Origin of the sequence: Legionella rubrilucens (assembly GCF_001468125.1) — a bacterium.
Taxonomy (GTDB): domain Bacteria; phylum Pseudomonadota; class Gammaproteobacteria; order Legionellales; family Legionellaceae; genus Legionella_C; species Legionella_C rubrilucens.
The window spans coordinates 48,802-66,091 of the sequence record NZ_LNYT01000020.1 but is presented as its reverse complement, the minus strand read 5'-3'; the positions used below and the strand labels follow the sequence as shown (position 1 = coordinate 66,091).

The window sequence follows — 17,290 nt, the reverse complement described above, 5'->3', positions numbered from 1 at the left end:
GTCTTGAGGTCTGCCCGCTCAGGCGGGCACCCATTACATAACCGTTGTACCAAGGTTACATCACCATTGAGACACCCTCGGTGACTTCTTGTTCCAAGTCCATGTCCTGTCCCTGCCCCTGGCTTGGGCCGCTGACGATGCTTTCAAATTGATCCAGTTCCGGCATATTCTCAATCGCATCCATGGGATCAGTCATGGTATCAGAGCTCATCATGGACATTTCGATGCCGTCTCCACCCATGCCCATCGTATCATCCTGATTGCTTTGTGGCGCATCCTCGCTGCCCGCGCCAGTACCGCCGCTGGAAAACATGCCCTGGACTGAATTAAATCCCTGACTAAGGGCACTGCCTGCAGCGCCGAGCGCGGGCGATATCGCCTGATTAATTGCTCCAGTGACCTGTGAGTTGATGTCTTCGACAAATTGCAGTAATTCCTCAAGCTGCTTCATGTGAGGATCGTTCTCATCGTTGTCTTGTTGATTATTGCCCGTCTGAGTCTGATTGATGGTGTTGAGCAAATCATCATCCTTATTACTGCTGCCTCCGGCACCAGGACTTGGCGTGGTTGACGTGGGGTTAGGTATGGACCCTGATAATTCTGTTCCAGACATACAATCACCTGCAAAATGTCATTACTCTATTAAGAATAGCATACCCACCAAGCAAGAATAAGTTTCACGGGTATTCGTTGTATAATATTACTGAATCGCTTGCATTTCTGCATAAAAGGCCGCATTTACAGTTTTTTTTCACATTCATGGCAAACATGAGCAGCAAATGGCATCGATAAAAATCAGTTATCTGTAGGTACAACATCAATGGTTTGCTATGATTGCCAACGTCAACAGGCTTATCCAGAAGGGAATTGCATGAATTTAAATGATTTTCGCTGTATGAGACGAGGGGTGCAGGTGTCCATGTTGCGTAGGCGGGATGCCAATCTGTTGCTCCCTTTTAAGCGCGAAGGCGAGGAAAAAAACCATGCCCTGCTGTTGTTGCACGGTTTTTCCTCCTCCCCGGCAGTCTTTCGCAATCTGATCGGGCAATTGACGGGTTACGATGCCGTGGTTGCCCCGGTGCTGCCCGGCCACAGTGAGAATCTCAACGCGTTTGCCGAGGTTAAATCCTGCGATTGGCTTGCCTATGTCGAGGACGTCTGTGCAACCCTGGTTGCTGAGTTTAAGCAGGTGGATATCATGGGCCTGTCCTTAGGCGGGCTTTTAGCCTGTCACTTAAGCAGCCGTTTTCCTTTAAACCACCTGTATTTACTGGCGCCGGCACTTGATTTGCAATTGGCCTTACCCGGCTCCCTGAAACTGGCCAGAATCCTCTACCAGTTGGGGTTTCGCCAATTACGCAGTGCAGCCGGTAATTTATTCACAACCAATCATTGCGAAATCGCTTACCGCCAACTGCCGCTGACCACCATTATTGAAATTTTAACCCTGGTTAAGCAGTTTGAATTCAAACCGCCCACCTGCCCTACCGATGTGTTTCTCGGTTGTTACGATGAAGTGGTGGCTTCCCGCCGTGTCGCTGCCCGCTTTGCAGGCTGTGACAATGTCACCATTCACTGGCTTGCCAAATCAGCTCATGTATTGCCGCTGGATGGTGATATTGCCGACATTATTCAGTGCGTTAATCAGAACCTGACGACTGGTTAAGACTGCTTTAATCGTGTACACTCAATCCCTTTATTTAGCAACATAAAGGGAGTCGTGATGTTTTCTAAACGAGACAAAGAAGTGATTAAAACCCTGGGCAATGTGAGTGCCTGGATGGCCGCTGTTTTTTCCGTGGTTTATCTCGTGAAAGAGAGCTTGCAACAGGAAATGGGGGATGAGCCAAATGCAACCGAGATCGATCCAGCCCTGATGATCAATGGACTTAATTTCGAATGCTTTGATGAGGACATCGACCTGGAATTCACACCAGCATCCTGGGGCTTTGGGAAATGACCAACAGCCCACAAGGGCTGTCAATTATTCAAACTCTTATTGTATCGTGTGTATTCCTGTATGGAATAATATCCCCAATCCCGCATGTCCAGCACTGCCCCATTATAGGCCATGAAGTCGGTCCGCATTTCCGGAAGATTGTAAAAATAAATGTCACTGGCATCGCTCGCCAGCGTATGCTGCCGTTTAACGGCTGAAAGCTCAGCCACGGCCCGATCATGCGTTTTCACAAAGGCACGGTTGGCTCGTAAATAACGCCCTTTAAATTGGGCATTACCCCATAATTCCACATCAATGACATTGGCAATACCCGCCAACTGCATAAAGGCTTTGTTTTTGGCGCGAATTTTTAACTTATCGCTTTTTATCCAATACATGCTGAACCAGCCTTCCCCCGCCAGTTCGACCATGGACAGATTGGCCATCCCAGTCAATTGCACATGCGGTTTGCCGCGCATGGACAGTTGTAAATAATGTGCGTGCACACCGCTAATCTGGACATTGCCGCTGCCTCGAACATCCAGTTTACGCAGGAAAATATCACCGCCCAACGTCGTATTACCCGGATTATCAATGCTTAAATCCAGTAAGCCGGAATGGAGGCGGGAGCCGGTGATGACACCGCCGCCCTGGTAAGTGAATGAATTTAAATAATGACCGCGCACTTCGACTGAAACCGCACCGCAACGAGGATAGCCTTCACCAATCTGGATAAGCAACTGGCCATTCTGCACTTTGGTCACCACCTGCTGCAGATCGCTTGCCGCGCCACGCAGGATAACTTGCGGTTTTGAGTAACCGGTGTGCAAATCGACATTGAGACGACCTCTGGCAATGACATGATTGAAGCTCGGCACCGAACGAACCTGCGTGCTACGAACGGTGGCAACCGCCCCGGGTTGCTGCTCGGTCGCTACCGCCTGGCGATGGCAACCACTAAGTAGAAACCCTATAAAAATCAATACCAAAAAGCGGCTCAACATAAGTCTCGTTTCCAAATGGACGTGTATTTCCCTACATTAGAGGAAGTTAAAGCAATGCGCAAGCATCCTGCCTGGTGATTCTCAAGCCTCGGCAGGATGAACCAAACGGCCTAAAACCAGGCATTCATGGTGAAATCCGAAATGCCGACCGACGCAGGACAGCCCTGGTAGCGTTTTAATTCCGGAGCCTGTTGGACTAAGGTTTTAAGTGATTCCGAATAGGGTATCAACGCCGGCAGCTGAATATAAACGTCGACTAACAAGCCGTTTTTACACCCGAGGTACACTTTTTTGGCTGCATCACCGCCAAAAGACAAACGCACTCTCTCTTCCAGTTCATTTCGGGGCACTGTTTTGCCAAGATGTTCATGCAGATACGTTCCTAACTGCGAGTGATCCGCTTCTTTGGTCAGGCGCATGGCCAACGAAAAATAGGCATCAGCACTTAAAATCTGACAACTGCCATGCTTATTCCACTCATGCCGTTCAAGGCAACTGCCAAAAGCATAGCTTGGCATGAACACCCGCAGCATCTCTGCCACCTCATCATTTAAATTGACAGCCGGGTAATCACAATGATTGGGCTGTGGCTCGACGCCGCAGAAACCGTAATTTTGACCGCATTGATTCTGATTTGGCCACATGCCGTGCAAAGTCAGGTGAGACGCCGCGTAAGAGGCCGGCTTTAATTTCATGCACTCGGGTTTACCCGCTTCATAACCATAGGTCTGGCAAAAGGCAGGTTGCCAGCTTAGCGCCAGTACATACGAGTCTGCCATCCCCGGACTTTGATCGCAACGGCTGGCCGGTTTAGTCTGGTAATCGGCATCACCGCATTCGCTGGCAACCCAACGCCCGGTGCCATCAGCCAGGACAATACGCAGCCAATCCGGTTTGTAGGGCCGGTTAATTTCGATTAAGGTATAGCGCTGCCCGGCTTCAACCGAGGCATTGGTCGGGTTGGTTTTTTTATTTTTGGAAAGGTACGCAGGACATGATTTACCTGCAATAAAAGTACCGTCTACCGGAACTGAGGCCTGAGCTAACACCGCATAGAGGGACAATAACGATACAATTATTCTGATCACGTAGGCATCCTGTCAATTTAAGGCACACCTGATTATACAGAAGTTTCGGTAACTTACGAGAATTTTGCTGAGGTTAGACCACTTGCCCGGCGGCCCAGCCGGAAGACCAGGCCCATTGAAAATTATACCCGCCTAACCAGCCGGTCACATCCAGAACCTCGCCGATAAAATACAAGCCGGGGATTGATTTCACCGCCATGGTTTGTGAGGAAATGGCCTCGGTATCCACACCACCGAGCGTGACTTCTGCTGTGCGATAGCCTTCTGTGCCATTGGGTTTGATGCGCCATTGAGTGACGCTTAACGCCATGTCCCTCAATCGTTGATCAGAAAAGGTGGTTAATTCCTTTTCGAGCACAGCCTCCTCCTGCCAGGTTGCCACCACGCGTTTTGGCAATGTCTGCTCCAGCCAGGTTTTCAATCGCATTTTGGGTGTTTTACGTTTCGCAGCCAGGATCCCTGCGGCCAGATCACGTCCCGCTGCGAGATCGATGGTTAACTCATCTCCTGCATGCCAGAAGGAGGAAATCTGCAACATGGCCGGGCCGCTTAAGCCCCGGTGGGTAAACAACATATCCAGGGTAAAATCCTGATGATTACAGGCTACACGGCAAGGCACCGAAATACCTGACAATGCGCCATAACGCTCCTTGTCCTGCGGCTGCAGCGTAAAAGGGACCAATCCTGCCCTTGTAGGCAGCACGTTTAAACCAAATTGCGCGGCCAATTGGTACCCATAGGGAGAAGCACCCATGGTAGGGATGGATAACCCGCCGGTAGCAATCACCAGGGAGTCGCATTGAAGGCGTGTGCCACAAGCCAACTGTAAACGATATCCCTTCCCCTCGTGCTGAACGGATTGAATCGAGGTATTTAAGGCAATAGTCACTCCGGCGTCTTCACAACAGGCGAGCAGCATACCCACAATGTCGGATGATTTGTTATCGCAGAACAATTGCCCGTGCGATTTTTCATGAAAGGGAATACGGAATTTGTTGACCAGATCAATAAAATTATAGGCCGTATAGCGTTTTAACGCGGATTTGCAAAAATGAGGATTGGCAGAAAGATAATGATGCGCTTCAATGTCATAATTGGTGAAATTGCAACGACCGCCACCGGACATCAGAATTTTTTTGCCCGCTTTGTTGGCGTGATCAATCACCAGTACCCGACGACCGCGAAAGCCTGCTTCGATAGCACACATCAAACCGGCTGCCCCGGCACCAATGATTATTACATCCGGATTTTTCATAGAGATTATTCTCTTTTACCAGCAGCGATGCTGCTGGTAAAGAGAAAAAATGGGTAGAAACGACAGGATTAGATGGCAGACACTTCTTCTGCTTGTAATCCTTTAGGGCCTTTACTGACGGTGAACTGTACACGTTGACCTTCAACTAATGTTCTGCGTCCGGCACTTTCGCTTTTGATGGAGCGGAAGTGGACGAAAACATCGTCTTGACCATTATCGCGGCTAATGAAGCCATAACCTTTATCATCATTAAACCACTTGACGTGGCCAGTTTCTACTATAGCGGACATTTATATTTTCCAAATAAAATTAAACACACACTTGGAGTTGCCTAATCAAAGCCATCACAATGGGACTTTACGCGATAATTCGTCACTTGATATTCAAAGAGGGATTTTCACGAGAGTAACATTTTCCGCTGAGATATAGAAAACAACCAAGTCTTGTTATTATACTCCAGCAGGAAATAAATAGCGAGTCGCCTAGAAAATATTTCTTCAATGCTGCCAGTTAATAAGCGCATTGCTGAATTCGCTTTCCATCAGGAAAATGGCGGGAAGAACGAGGGAAAGGCGGGTTCCAATTGCTCTGCCAGAGCCAGCAATGACCAGTCACGCCACCTTCCTGAGGCAATCTGTACCGAGACAGGCAATTGGCCATGGTACATGACAGGCAATGTCATCGCGGGTAAGTTGGCCTGATTAAATAACGGGGTAAACGGAGAGAACGCACGGCCTTGCTCAAGATAGGCCTTGAGATCATTGGTGTAGATGAGACTACCGATTTTGAGCGGCAATTGGGCTAATGCCGGGGTCAACAGAAACGCCGCGTCATTCAGTAAGGCATGCAGTGGACGCAGGCAACGGTAAAGCTGAGTGCGGGCCTGAATAAGTTGCGTCGCCTTGATAGCCTTTCCTTCCCGATAAAACGCCCAGGTCGCTGACTCCAATTCCTGTTTTTTCACCTTCCGTCCCAATACCTGTTGCTGGCTTTCAATCACAGCAGCCGTATTGGCAGTAATCAAAATCAGAGCACATTGATTAATCAACTCCAAATCAAGCGACAGTTCCTGTTCGATGACAGAATAACCCAGCGCTTGCAGTTGCTGACGCATGATGTCCACGGCTGAAAGACAGGGTTGTTCGATCGGAACCGGTGTAAAGGCCCCGGGTACCAGAACCACAGTTTTTGGCCGTGACGGAATAGCGGGTATTATCGGTCTTTGATACCGTGACTGATGGGCAAATACCCGAGCTGAATCGCGCACCGTACGGGTTATCACGTGTTGACCGCTTAAACCAGACCAGGACTCGTCTACCCAGGGCCCCAATGAGATAAGCCCCTGCGTCGGTTTAAAACCAAATAAGCCGCAACAGGCCGCTGGAATACGGATTGAGCCGCCGCCATCGCTGGCAGTGGCCACCGGGGCAATGCCTGCCGCTACCGCAGCCGCTGAGCCCCCGGAGGAACCGCCGGGTGTTAAAGCAGGATCATAGGGATTTTTTGCCGGACCATGTAACGCGGACTCGGTGACAAAAGACAAACCAAGCTCCGGGGTATTGGTGGTCGCAAAGGGCAACATGCCAAGCGACAGCAGATTATCAATGTAATCACTGTTGGCCTGAGGCACTGTACCGGCAAAGAAGCGAGAGCCTGCAGTAAACGGAACGCCCTTTAAGGTAAATCCCAAATCTTTTACCACCACCGGCACACCATAAAAGGGTTCATCGCCCTGCATGGTTTCTAACCGATCCAAGGCCCAGCCGCTGCACTCGTGGACAATGGCGTTCAGTGACGGATTGACCTGCCGCAGACGCGTTAGCGCGCAATCCATTGCCTCCTCCGGGGTGGTTTCGCCTGCCTTTATTTTTGCAGCCAACGCATGGGCATCCAGCCGACAGTAATCCTTTATGTCCATTGTTCCGGTCACGATGGATTAATGGGGGGTAAGGGATTTGTCTTCTTTGGGGTGCCCTGATTGTTTTTCATCGTCATTACCCGCTGCCAGAGCGGTTCACCTTTCCAAACCTGCGCCCCCGGTTGATACAGCACTTCCGATAACAGCATCAACTGCCTTTTCAGTCCCGGATCACGCACGAGACGTGCTACATCGTTTACAGTGAGTATTGTTTCATTGGGCCATTGTAAATGAGCCCATTCCAGCAAAGCGTGTTTAGCTGCCTGAGGATCATTGGCAAGACAGGCTTCACGTAATTTTTTCCGACTTGCCGCAAGCCGCCCCCGCCCCGAAGGCTGTCCTTGCTTTACCCACCAGAGAAGCAGTGTAACCACCCATGCCAGCGCAAACAGGGCTGCGATAATCCAGGCCAGCGAATTGCTTTGTTCCCCCTTAAGACTGGATGCTTTAACCGGATTGACAATAGCCGGCGAGGACGATGTTTTTGGCAGGACGCTTGATGCCGCAGGGACTGTATTGGCGTTGCCGCCGAATGAAGCGACGTCCAGTGTGCGTGCCGGCAACGTTGCTACCGCGGCCCGGCGAGTGACCGTATTAAACCAGGGCAGTTTCAATTCCGGGATAACAATTTTTCCTGATTTATTGAGCAGGTAAGTGACCTTGATCGTCGTCGTGCCAACCAGATTTGCGGCCTGCAACGTGGTTTTTTCAATCGGTTTTTCAGGATAAATACTGTATTGATCGCTCTTTTGTACATTAAGCCGCGGCATCAGCTGTGCTGCAGCGCCTGTCGCCTGTACGGTAATGGTGCGCGTCAATGTATCGCCCTGCTTTAACGTGAGGGACGGTTGATCATAGGTTTCCGTCAATTGAACCTCTTTGGCCGGAAACCAATCCGTACCGGCATTGGCAGGCGCGGGCTTGACCATCAGGGTGGTAGCCTTCGCTTTGACGCTGGTACGTCTGGGTATGACATCCGCGACCAGGGCATTATAAACAGGGGGCTTGATTTTTAAGGGACCGCTCTTTTGCGGGAACAGGGCATACTGCTGTTCTTCCACTGCATAGGCAATGCCGTTAATGGACTTTTGATAGCGCCGGCCTTCACCCAGGGGAACCAGCAAGCCGTCACTGATTTCCGGTGTCTGATAATCGGCGTCAAGCAGTCGACGGTTGTAATACAATTTGACGGTGTAAATCACCTGCTGGTTGACATAAGGGTGTTCATCGCTTACCTCGGTAAGCAACATGATGTCCTTAGGCTCATCCATGGACTGCGTTTCATCGGGTTTGTTTTCCGTCACGTCCACACTGGTTGCCGTGGTCTGCTCCTGCCCCACGCGAATGGACGGGATGGTCAGCATGCCGGTGCGTTTCGGCATGAGCAGAATTATCCATTGGTTCACTGAGCGCGCCTGACCATTGATGACCGTGTAATTAATGCTGCGCTCGGTTCCCACAACGGTAAAATCCTTGCGTAACGGGGTTAAGTCAGGTAGGCCGGCCTCGTCATCCAGGGTTAAGGTTAACCGGAAGGGTTGCCCCATATGCACTTTTTGAGCATCCACCTGAAGGGTCACTGCAGCCTGCGTGAGTCCCAGCCAGAAGGTTAAGCTGATAAGAATCAAACCTCGTCTCATTGATACCACCCTCGTTTTCTTTTTAAATGATCCCGCAGGAATTTTTCCCGCATCAGCCCACCCGGATCATCGGGAATCAAATTTAACATTTGCTCTTTCGCCTGTTGCTTCTCGCGATTTTCTGCTGATTGTTGCTTGTTAATTTCTGCTTGTTTAAGCGTGTCATCCGCCTGTTTATTTTTATCCTGCTGCGCTTGGCGGGCAGGCTGCGTTTGCTGAGACTTATCCTGTTTCATCGGCTGATTGTTGCCCTGCTGATCCTGATTTTGCTGATCCTGCTGATTGTTACCCTGTTGATCCTGATTCTGCTTAGCCTGCTGATTGTTACCCTGTTGATCCTGATTCTGCTTAGCCTGCTGATTGTTGCCCTGTTGATCCTGATTCTGCTGGTCCTGCTGATTGTTGCCCTGTTGATCCTGATTCTGCTGATTTTGCTGGTTATTACCCTGCTGCTCCTGATTCTGCTGATTTTGCTGGTTATTACCCTGCTGCTCCTGATTCTGCTGATTATTGGCCTGCTGGTTTTGCTGCTTTTCCTTATCCTTTTTCAACAAGTCTTCGACAACCTGACGATTATGCAAAGCATCTTCGTCACCGGGATTGATTCTCAAGGCTTCATCGTACGCTTTAATAGCCTCCTCATATCGCCCCATATGCGCTAAGGCATTGCCTTGATTATAATAACCCTGTTGGGTTTCCAAAGCGCCGAACTGTTGAGCCGCCGCTTCATAATCACCGGCACGGTAAGCCGCAGCCGCCTGCCAGTCGAGTTGTTGAAAGCGTTCCTGAGCTTTTTTGTATTGCCCCTTGTTCATCAGCGTCTGGGCCTGCTGGTCATCCGTCGCCCACAAATCCTGCCAACTGAACGCATGAACCATGGCACTGCTCAACAACAGGATCGAAAATAGCCCAGCTCTCATGATTCTATCCTTTGTAACCAACCCCGTCTGAATACCGGCAATAAAAAGAGCAAGGCCGGAATTAAAAACCAGCGCCCGTCATCACGCCAGACCGGGATTAAGTTTTGTTCATCCAGATTGTATTGCTGGCCTCCTGAGGAAGCATTCAGCCAATGCTCCAAGTCACTGGCATTGTCGCTAAAAGGAATAACAAGTCCCTTGCCTGCATTTGCCAGTTCCTGAAAAAGGGGATTAATGGACGCATTCCCGCCAACAACCGGCATGACCGAAGTAAAAACAGATTGTTTGGCGAGGTTGGCTGCTTCTTTAATGGCTTCGCTACTCGGCGACTCGGCTGTCAAGACCAGAATCTGGCCCTGATTAAATCCTGCCTGCGTTATCAACTGCCCAGCCTGCTGCAAGGCAGTATCCAGCTTTTGCCCCCCTACCGGCATAATATCCGGCGTTAAGGAGGACAGGAGGGAGTCGATGGTCTGAGCATCGTCCGTCAAGGGTGACACGATAAAGGGTTCACCGGTATACACCACTAACCCGGTTTGGCCGATGTCAGTCCGTGAAAACAAATCATGCAATTTAAATTTGGCACGCGTTAGCCTGTCCGGAGTCAAATCCCGTTCCAGCATGGCATCCGACATATCTAAAACCAGAACGCGGGGCTGTATGCGGTGATAGGATGGCACAGGCAACTTTTGAAAAGCAGGGCCGGCCAGACTGATGATAAGGCATAAAGCGCTTAAAAAAAGAGACAGGATGGCGACATGCCGTTTGTTGTCTCCTTTTGACACAATTAAATGGGATAACAAATGGCGATCACACACGGAAGACCAGGCATCCAGTCGGGCGTTACTGCGCCACAATTGAGCGGCGAGTATCAAGAGCGGCGCTAGAGCCAGCAGCCACCAGGGCCGCAAAAAATGCAGATCAGCCAGCATGGTGAGTCTCCTTCAGGGGGCTACTCCTCCTGATAAACCGGAACATTCCCGCCTGCTCGGCAAACCAGTATAAAAACAAGGCCAGGGCGATAGCGAGCAGCCAGGGATAATAATCCTGCTCGGGCCTTATGCTCACCTCATCCTGGGAAATGGTTTCCAATTGATTGATTTTTTCATAAATAGACTGCAGCGATTGAGGATCGGTGGCGCGAAAATAATGACCTCCGGTTACTTCGGCAATTTTCTTAAGGGTGTCTTCATCCAGATCAGATCCTGTGCCCATGCCTAAAAACACATTATTCAATGACTGCACATTGCCTTCGGAACCAAGACCAATGGTGTAGACTTTGATGTGATCGGCAGCCGCTAACTCGGCGGCTTTTAGCGGCAACAGCATGCCGGAGGTGTTGGCGCCATCCGTTAATAAAATGATCACCCGTCCCTGAGGCGGGACATTCTGCAGGCGTTTGACAGCCAATCCCAGGGCATCGCCAATGGAGGTGGTTTTCCCTGCAAGACCAATGGTGGCATCTTCGATACGCATCAATACACTGTGGAGATCATAGGTTAATGGCGTTTGCAGGTAGGCACGGGTACCAAACAAAATCAGACCAATTTTATCCCCCGCCCGTTCGCTGATGAATTGTTCCGCGCTGCGCTTCACCACGGTCAAGCGGTTCACTGGCCGGCCATCCAGTATCATGTCCATTAATTCCATACTGCCGGAAATATCAAGGACCATCATGATGTTACGTCCTTCCCTTTCCAAGGGGAGAGGATTCCCGACCCACCGCGGGCCGGCCGCCGCACCCACCAGCAAAATCCAGATGGCTAAAAACAACCCCGAACGCACCTGACTGGCAAGCAAGCGTTTTTCCTGTTGCACAATGGAATACATGGCATCATAAAAAGGCACCTGCAGGGCCGCAGGCAACGCTAAAACAGCCCGGGGCACAACGAACCAAATCAGAATCGGCAGCGGTAACAACAGAAGGATTAAGGGCTGGGCTAACTGGAACATGGCGCTCCCCTTTGTTGTATCCAGGCTTTTGCACGTGAAAGCAAGGGTTTGACATTCACATCGCCCTGCATTTGATAGGGTAATTCCAGTAAACAGTCACGCACGGCATTGAAATTGATGTTTTTCCCCGTCCGGTTTAAAAAAGCGAGCCATTCTTCGCCTTTGAGACTGGCTACCTGTTCGCGCGGAAAATAAACCAGCGCCACACGGCGTAACAGCTCAGACACTTTGGCGCTGGCTGACTGGCTGTCGCCTTCACGTAAATAATCCTGCTGATAGACCGCCAGCAATTTTAACGCCTGCCGTTTGGCCCGGCCATTGGCATAGTACCGGTAAATAACCCCGGTCAATACCATCAAGCCGATAAGGGCTACCCCCATTAAAAGATACCACCCTGGCGCCAGAGGCCACCAGCTCACCGGATCCGGTAAATGGATATCGCGCAATTGGCTAAGCGGTTGCGGCTCAGTCACGTGACCTCCGTGGGAAAGTCTGTCTCACCACCTGGGCCAGGTCCTGCTCCGCCGTGACAGTCACGCATTGAATCTGCAGGCGTTTGCACAGCGCTTGCAGATTCAATAATCGCTGCTGGCAATAGTGACGGTAGTCCTCACTGACACGATGGATGCGGGTATCGACTAAAATTTCCTCTCCACCGTTGGTGATCGCATACACATCCGGCTTTGGCGGATTTAACTCCAGCGCATCGCAGATGTGATAGATTAAAATATCATTATGAGCACGCAGCCGACTCAAGTGCTTTTCGCTGTCGGCATCCACATGATAAAAATCGCTGATTAACACTAAAATGCTGCCCGGCCGAGTCACCCGCCGCAGACGCAGCAAGGCGTCGCTCAACAGGCGCGGTTCTTCTTTTGCGGTGCTAATCCGTTGGCTCGTGTAGTCGCTCAGGGAAGCAAGCCAGGGTAGAATCCCCGCTTCACGGCTGCGCGGCATGAATTCATCATGTCGACTGGCCGAATAAACCAGACCACCGACTCGGTCACCCTGCCTGACTGCAGTCCAGGCAATTAAAGCGGCTAAACGGGCGGCCAGCACGGATTTAAACGCCACGCGGGTACCAAAATACATGGAGGGATTAAAATCCGACAGGATAACCACCGGACGCTCACGCTCTTCCTGATAAATTTTAATGTGGGGACGACCTGTGCGGGCGGTTACCCGCCATTCCATGTGGCGTATTTCATCGCCGGCCTGATAATTTCTTACTTCCGAAAAATCCATGCCGCGGCCGCGCAGTCTGGACAAATGGCTGCCTGCACTCACGGTACTGTGGCCGGGTTTATAATGAATTTTGCGTGCATACCGCCTTAAATCGATCAGTTCATTAAGGGGAGCAATAACGCCGTCGGTCATTGAACCTCCTAAGGGACTGCCACCAGACGCAATAAAACATCAATGAAATCATCACTGTTGACACCTTCGGCCTCCGCTTCAAAACTCAGCAGAATTCGATGACGCAACACGTCATGGGCAATGACATGGATGTCTTCAGGCGTCACGTAATCACGTCCGGCAAGCCAGGCATGCGCTTTGGCGCAGCGATCAAGCGCAATCGTCGCTCTGGGGCTTGCACCAAATCGAAGCCAGCGGGTCAACTCGTCACTGTAGGAAGCAGGGTTTCGGGTAGCAACCACCAATTGCACCAGATAATGTTCAAGTGCGCTGCTGGTATGGACTTTTAACACGTGCCTGCGTGCTTCAAACAAGGCGCGCTGGGTCAAGGGTTCTATTGATTTATGCTGGCCGCCATCCACCCCGAGGGCTTCTTTACGGGCTAATGACAAAATATCATGCTCAACTTCAGCATCCGGATAACCGATTTTAACGTACATCAAAAACCGATCGAGTTGGGCTTCAGGCAAGGGGTAAGTCCCCTCCTGCTCAATCGGGTTCTGAGTCGCCATCACCAAAAACAATTCCGGTAAAGGATAGGTTTTGCCGCCGATGGTGACCTGGCGTTCTGCCATCGCTTCCAGCAAGGCCGATTGCACCTTGGCGGGGGCACGGTTAATTTCATCGGCGAGGATGAGATGATGAAAAATGGGACCCGGTTGAAACACAAACGAGCCATTTTCCGGATGGAACACATCGGTACCGGTTAAGTCGCCGGGCAGTAAATCCGGTGTAAACTGGATACGATGAAAGCTGCCTTCAATCAACGCAGATAATTCTTTGACCGCCCGGGTTTTAGCCAGTCCGGGAGCGCCTTCGACCAGCAGATGGCCATCCGCCAGCAGGGCTATCAGCAACCGTGAGACCAAGGCTTTTTGCCCGAGGATACGCTCATTCAGATGCGCACTGAGTTGCACTATCTGCTGCTGTATCGTTGTCTGTGTCGATGTCACTTTCTCGTCAAGCTGCTCCATTCGTCCTACCCTGTGCAAAAGTTTAATCCTATCTTGAAAAGAGGGCTATGCCAAGCCGTCAGGCATGATAAAGCATTTTAAGCTGTGCGCTCAACTGGCCGTAACCGGATTCGATATTAATGTAATTTTTTGTACCCAGATAATACGACAGCGACCCATCATCCTGGGCTTTGGGCGACTGCAGAGCCACATTGAATTGAAGTTTCTTCAACCGTTCAAATTCCCGCGGCTGCGTGACAAAATAAAAATTGCGGTAATTGCTGTTGGGATGGTAATTAATGGCTTTGGCATCCCCGGCCAACGGATGTTTTGGAAAATATTCACGAATGGAATAGTCCCTGTTGTTATGGACGGCAATCACTTTGCCTTTGGGGATTAAGTGTTTTATCGCCGAAGCAAACCGGCTCACTTCCTGGTGGGCTGCCAACGAATAGTGCCCGTATTGCTGCAAGGTTTTTTTAATGCCCGTTTCTGTGAAAATACGGTTAGGGTCAAATTCATATTTCACCTTGTGCAGATGGAAAACAATATTGCGCTGGCCGGAGTGTTTCAATGTGATGAGGGTACCGCCTTCTTTGTTGACATAATATTGAGCAGCCATGAGTGCCGTGGTTTCATTCTCATGCAAATGCACAAAGGTTTTTCCCTTGCCCTGCTGTTTTACGATTTTAACCGGCGTATCACCGAGCTTAACCGTGTGCACGTCGGTATGTATTAAGCCATTGATAACCATAAAGAGAAACACTAAACCGTTTAACGTCATTGTCATGGACATCCAGTGAGAAGGAATGCCATTCTACCGCATTTTGACAAAAATTTCACCAAAAATGCATCCAAAGTCATGGTCAGGTTTTTAACACCATTCGTTTGACATTTCAAGTGCGCCACGATTGCCAGAAAGTATAAAGCGCCTCGATGTCGCTGGCACATAACCATTTCATTGCCTCCGACAAGCGGTGAGTCGGCCAATCCCACCAGGCCATTTCCAGCAATCGCTGAATGTCGTGGTCATTAAACCGTTTACGGATAAGACGCGCCGGATTGCCAGCGACGATGCTGTACGGTTCAACATGTCGTGTTACAACAGCACGGCTGCCTATGATTGCGCCATGGCCGATTTGAATCCCCGGCATAATCATGGCTTCCGCACCGATCCACACGTCATGGCCAACCTCCGTATCGCCGGCAGGACGATACCCATCCAGGGCTTCGGCAAACACAGACTCCTCGGTGTAGAAAAAAGGAAAGGTACTGATCCATTCCATCCGATGCCCCTGATTACCCGCCATCATAAACGAGACACCCGTGCCAATAGAACAGAAGCTGCCAATAATGAGCTTGTCGACATTGTCCTCATCCGGCATTAAATAACGGGCACAGTCATCAAAAGAATGACCATGGTAATAGCCTGAATAATAACTGTAACGGCCAACAAGGATATTGGGGTTGGTGACTTGTTCGCTTAAAGGGATGCCTTTGAAAGGGCTTTCAAAATAATTGTTACTCATTGTGCTTATCCGGATTGCTGTCTCCGCCTGACCATGAGATCAGCCTAAAAATTACATAATACATTCAGGGACAGGTAATTGCCGCTGTAATCGGCAGAATTCACACGCCTTATTGTCTGATTAAGATAGCCCGCCTCGGCTTTCACATGACGAGTGAGTTCTTTACCGACACCCACAAAAAAACGGTTCTGATCAAAACCCTGGTTGTTGTTACGATTAAAATCATTGAGGTGGATAAACACTTCATTGCTCACAATCCCCGTGAATGCCGGTTGTTTCGGCAAAGGAATTTCCGCTTTAAAAAACTGCCGCAAACGCCAGGCGACATGAATATTCTGTTGAATGAAGCGTTGCTCCAGCCGTGTACGGCTGACTAGACGAACGGTATTGAACTTTCGGCTCCATAACAGTTGCTGCCAGGTGCGGTTTTCATCAAATGACGGACTTGCGAAAGGCAAGGTGGTATAAATCCAGGCATAGCCTGCCCAGATGCTGGTGGTTGGCGTCAAGGCATACCCCAGGCCTGGCCGCAACAACACTTGCGACAACCTTGACACATCCTCGCCAAAACGCGGCTGCGCCTCGAGCCAGTATTTGATTTTTGGCGTTTTTGAACTCAACGGGCCGTTGGCAGTGAGGTTAGCCCAGACCTGCATGTCGTGAGTGGGTAAAGCCGCCATGGCTTGCCCAACCATCAATCCAATGAACAAGCTGCTGATTATTCTGACGGCATAATCGGGTAATTTGCCTGATTTCAAACCAGTTCCTTGTTGGTGAAAGTCACTAACTATAATACGTTGCAGCTCGGATGTTAATGTTTTGCGCGGGAAGAAAAGGGCATGACATTTTTAGTCATCCCCGACGTCAGATTATCCTTGTTCAATTTGTCGATGGCTTTTTCAAAATCTTCAATCAAACTGCCGCCAGTTAAACTTTCGAATGTGTAGCGGTTAGGCGGGGTTTTACTCAACACTTTGCAGGCTTCTTCATGGGATTTGTAAGTAAAATCCAGTTCCTCATCATCGAGTTGAAACGGATCCTGATGCAAGAGGATATTACGGGCTTTTGTCATGTTGTGAATCATGACCTTTAAATGGAGTTGCTGCACCTGCTGCAGTGTTTGCCATTCTGATTCCGGCGAAGTCGCAGCGTTCTTCTTTTCCTCGGCCTTGGAAGCCTGCTTCCTGGGCTGAAAAGGTGTTGGGGGTTTACGAGCCAGGCTCCCTTGCTGCAAAATCTGTTTTTGCGAAAAATGCTTCACCCAACCGTTGTAAATCAAGCCTATAAACGGCAGGGTCACGATCAGCAGCCCACATAAAACAGTGACCCAGAAAGCCTTTGAATGCGTGTTTTCTTTCTCCTGATTAGCCAGCAGGGTAATCAATTGCTCTGCATTGGCTTCAAACTCCAGAAAACGCGATTTTTCAATGGGATTGGCTAGAAATAACTTATCAAAGGTCAGATTAATTAATGAATGGATTTCCTGGGGTTTAATGTACTGTTTAATATCATTAATCGTTTCTTTTAAACTGATTTCAATGTTTTCTTCATCGGCTGGATGCGTATTTTCCAGAATAAAATAACTGTGAAACTTTTGCTGCAATTGAAAATAGCGGCTGACGAGGGCGGTCTTCTGATAAATGTCCATTTTAGCCTCGCAATTGACTAAAATATA

At 49.8% G+C, this 17,290-nt stretch carries 19 protein-coding genes; 2 read left to right on the top strand and 17 right to left on the bottom strand.

The genetic code is table 11. The features are described 5' to 3' along the window. Positions 1–55: 55 nt before the first annotated feature. Positions 56–613: a hypothetical protein gene (locus Lrub_RS08065; RefSeq protein ID WP_058531678.1), complete on the bottom strand. Its 558-nt coding sequence runs from the start codon at positions 611–613 to the stop codon at positions 56–58. Between the two features lie 258 nt (positions 614–871). Here Lrub_RS08065 and Lrub_RS08060 point away from each other — a divergent pair, with 258 nt between their 5' ends. Both Lrub_RS08060 and Lrub_RS08055 read left to right on the top strand, forming a co-directional pair. Beyond that, on the top strand, positions 872–1,666 hold the full coding sequence (locus tag Lrub_RS08060; RefSeq protein ID WP_058531677.1) for an alpha/beta hydrolase: 795 nt from the start codon (positions 872–874) through the stop codon (positions 1,664–1,666). Between the two features lie 57 nt (positions 1,667–1,723). After that, positions 1,724–1,960 (top strand): hypothetical protein, encoded by a 237-nt coding sequence (locus tag Lrub_RS08055; RefSeq protein WP_058531676.1) that lies wholly within the window; start codon positions 1,724–1,726, stop codon positions 1,958–1,960. 20 nt (positions 1,961–1,980) lie between these two features. Here the strand turns inward: Lrub_RS08055 and Lrub_RS08050 are convergent, their stop codons facing one another. The 16 genes from Lrub_RS08050 to Lrub_RS07975 form a co-directional block, all read right to left on the bottom strand. Next, the gene (locus Lrub_RS08050) at positions 1,981–2,943 is read right to left on the bottom strand and encodes a GIN domain-containing protein (protein WP_058531675.1); all 963 of its coding nucleotides are present in this window, start codon (positions 2,941–2,943) and stop codon (positions 1,981–1,983) included. 110 nt (positions 2,944–3,053) lie between these two features. Then, the gene (locus Lrub_RS08045; RefSeq protein ID WP_058531674.1) at positions 3,054–4,031 is read right to left on the bottom strand and encodes a ribonuclease T2 family protein; all 978 of its coding nucleotides are present in this window, start codon (positions 4,029–4,031) and stop codon (positions 3,054–3,056) included. 73 nt (positions 4,032–4,104) lie between these two features. After that, positions 4,105–5,286: a BaiN/RdsA family NAD(P)/FAD-dependent oxidoreductase gene (locus Lrub_RS08040; protein WP_058531673.1), complete on the bottom strand. Its 1,182-nt coding sequence runs from the start codon at positions 5,284–5,286 to the stop codon at positions 4,105–4,107. 68 nt (positions 5,287–5,354) lie between these two features. Beyond that, on the bottom strand, positions 5,355–5,576 hold the full coding sequence (locus tag Lrub_RS08035) for a cold-shock protein (RefSeq protein ID WP_058531672.1): 222 nt from the start codon (positions 5,574–5,576) through the stop codon (positions 5,355–5,357). Positions 5,577–5,827: 251 nt separating this feature from the next. After that, positions 5,828–7,204: an amidase gene (locus Lrub_RS08030; protein WP_058531671.1), complete on the bottom strand. Its 1,377-nt coding sequence runs from the start codon at positions 7,202–7,204 to the stop codon at positions 5,828–5,830. Positions 7,205–7,212: 8 nt separating this feature from the next. Then, positions 7,213–8,844 (bottom strand): BatD family protein, encoded by a 1,632-nt coding sequence (locus Lrub_RS08025; RefSeq protein WP_065235740.1) that lies wholly within the window; start codon positions 8,842–8,844, stop codon positions 7,213–7,215. Then, the gene (locus Lrub_RS08020) at positions 8,841–9,764 is read right to left on the bottom strand and encodes a tetratricopeptide repeat protein (RefSeq protein ID WP_058531669.1); all 924 of its coding nucleotides are present in this window, start codon (positions 9,762–9,764) and stop codon (positions 8,841–8,843) included. Before Lrub_RS08020 ends, Lrub_RS08025 begins: the two co-directional genes overlap by 4 nt. Further along, the gene (locus Lrub_RS08015; RefSeq protein ID WP_058531668.1) at positions 9,761–10,696 is read right to left on the bottom strand and encodes a vWA domain-containing protein; all 936 of its coding nucleotides are present in this window, start codon (positions 10,694–10,696) and stop codon (positions 9,761–9,763) included. Before Lrub_RS08015 ends, Lrub_RS08020 begins: the two co-directional genes overlap by 4 nt. Continuing rightward, positions 10,686–11,717 carry a VWA domain-containing protein gene (locus tag Lrub_RS08010; RefSeq protein ID WP_058531667.1) on the bottom strand — a complete coding sequence of 344 codons (1,032 nt, stop codon included), beginning with the start codon at positions 11,715–11,717 and terminating at the stop codon, positions 10,686–10,688. The genes Lrub_RS08015 and Lrub_RS08010 overlap by 11 nt, the downstream gene beginning before the upstream one ends. Continuing rightward, positions 11,705–12,190, bottom strand: coding sequence for a DUF4381 domain-containing protein (locus Lrub_RS08005; RefSeq protein ID WP_058531666.1), 486 nt, complete (start codon positions 12,188–12,190; stop codon positions 11,705–11,707). The genes Lrub_RS08010 and Lrub_RS08005 overlap by 13 nt, the downstream gene beginning before the upstream one ends. Beyond that, a complete protein-coding gene (locus Lrub_RS08000) occupies positions 12,183–13,094 on the bottom strand; it encodes a DUF58 domain-containing protein (RefSeq protein ID WP_058531665.1) in 912 nt (303 codons plus the stop codon). The genes Lrub_RS08005 and Lrub_RS08000 overlap by 8 nt, the downstream gene beginning before the upstream one ends. Before the next feature lie 8 nt (positions 13,095–13,102). After that, the gene (locus tag Lrub_RS07995; protein ID WP_058531664.1) at positions 13,103–14,107 is read right to left on the bottom strand and encodes an AAA family ATPase; all 1,005 of its coding nucleotides are present in this window, start codon (positions 14,105–14,107) and stop codon (positions 13,103–13,105) included. A 58-nt stretch (positions 14,108–14,165) separates the two neighbouring features. Beyond that, positions 14,166–14,840: a hypothetical protein gene (locus tag Lrub_RS07990; protein ID WP_058532255.1), complete on the bottom strand. Its 675-nt coding sequence runs from the start codon at positions 14,838–14,840 to the stop codon at positions 14,166–14,168. A gap of 142 nt (positions 14,841–14,982) precedes the next feature. Continuing rightward, positions 14,983–15,615 carry a type B chloramphenicol O-acetyltransferase gene (gene catB / locus Lrub_RS07985; protein WP_058531663.1) on the bottom strand — a complete coding sequence of 211 codons (633 nt, stop codon included), beginning with the start codon at positions 15,613–15,615 and terminating at the stop codon, positions 14,983–14,985. 44 nt (positions 15,616–15,659) lie between these two features. Next, positions 15,660–16,373 carry a DUF2490 domain-containing protein gene (locus Lrub_RS07980; protein ID WP_058531662.1) on the bottom strand — a complete coding sequence of 238 codons (714 nt, stop codon included), beginning with the start codon at positions 16,371–16,373 and terminating at the stop codon, positions 15,660–15,662. Between the two features lie 53 nt (positions 16,374–16,426). Next, positions 16,427–17,263, bottom strand: coding sequence for a hypothetical protein (locus Lrub_RS07975; protein WP_058531661.1), 837 nt, complete (start codon positions 17,261–17,263; stop codon positions 16,427–16,429). Positions 17,264–17,290 lie beyond the last annotated feature (27 nt).

What these genes read in the sequence shown, in the direction of transcription:
- Lrub_RS07995 (WP_058531664.1), bottom strand. Translation starts at nt 14,107, where the DNA reads ATGGAGCAGCTTGACGAGAAAGTGACATCGACACAGACAACGATACAG.
- Lrub_RS08020 (WP_058531669.1), bottom strand. Translation starts at nt 9,764, where the DNA reads ATGAGAGCTGGGCTATTTTCGATCCTGTTGTTGAGCAGTGCCATGGTT.
- Lrub_RS08010 (WP_058531667.1), bottom strand. Translation starts at nt 11,717, where the DNA reads ATGTTCCAGTTAGCCCAGCCCTTAATCCTTCTGTTGTTACCGCTGCCG.
- Lrub_RS08055 (WP_058531676.1), top strand. Translation starts at nt 1,724, where the DNA reads ATGTTTTCTAAACGAGACAAAGAAGTGATTAAAACCCTGGGCAATGTG.
- Lrub_RS07975 (WP_058531661.1), bottom strand. Translation starts at nt 17,263, where the DNA reads ATGGACATTTATCAGAAGACCGCCCTCGTCAGCCGCTATTTTCAATTG.
- Lrub_RS08060 (WP_058531677.1), top strand. Translation starts at nt 872, where the DNA reads ATGAATTTAAATGATTTTCGCTGTATGAGACGAGGGGTGCAGGTGTCC.
- Lrub_RS08030 (WP_058531671.1), bottom strand. Translation starts at nt 7,204, where the DNA reads ATGGACATAAAGGATTACTGTCGGCTGGATGCCCATGCGTTGGCTGCA.
- Lrub_RS08065 (WP_058531678.1), bottom strand. Translation starts at nt 613, where the DNA reads ATGTCTGGAACAGAATTATCAGGGTCCATACCTAACCCCACGTCAACC.
- Lrub_RS08050 (WP_058531675.1), bottom strand. Translation starts at nt 2,943, where the DNA reads ATGTTGAGCCGCTTTTTGGTATTGATTTTTATAGGGTTTCTACTTAGT.
- Lrub_RS08040 (WP_058531673.1), bottom strand. Translation starts at nt 5,286, where the DNA reads ATGAAAAATCCGGATGTAATAATCATTGGTGCCGGGGCAGCCGGTTTG.
- Lrub_RS08000 (WP_058531665.1), bottom strand. Translation starts at nt 13,094, where the DNA reads ATGACCGACGGCGTTATTGCTCCCCTTAATGAACTGATCGATTTAAGG.
- Lrub_RS08015 (WP_058531668.1), bottom strand. Translation starts at nt 10,696, where the DNA reads ATGCTGGCTGATCTGCATTTTTTGCGGCCCTGGTGGCTGCTGGCTCTA.
- Lrub_RS08025 (WP_065235740.1), bottom strand. Translation starts at nt 8,844, where the DNA reads ATGAGACGAGGTTTGATTCTTATCAGCTTAACCTTCTGGCTGGGACTC.
- catB (WP_058531663.1), bottom strand. Translation starts at nt 15,615, where the DNA reads ATGAGTAACAATTATTTTGAAAGCCCTTTCAAAGGCATCCCTTTAAGC.
- Lrub_RS07990 (WP_058532255.1), bottom strand. Translation starts at nt 14,840, where the DNA reads ATGGTTATCAATGGCTTAATACATACCGACGTGCACACGGTTAAGCTC.
- Lrub_RS08035 (WP_058531672.1), bottom strand. Translation starts at nt 5,576, where the DNA reads ATGTCCGCTATAGTAGAAACTGGCCACGTCAAGTGGTTTAATGATGAT.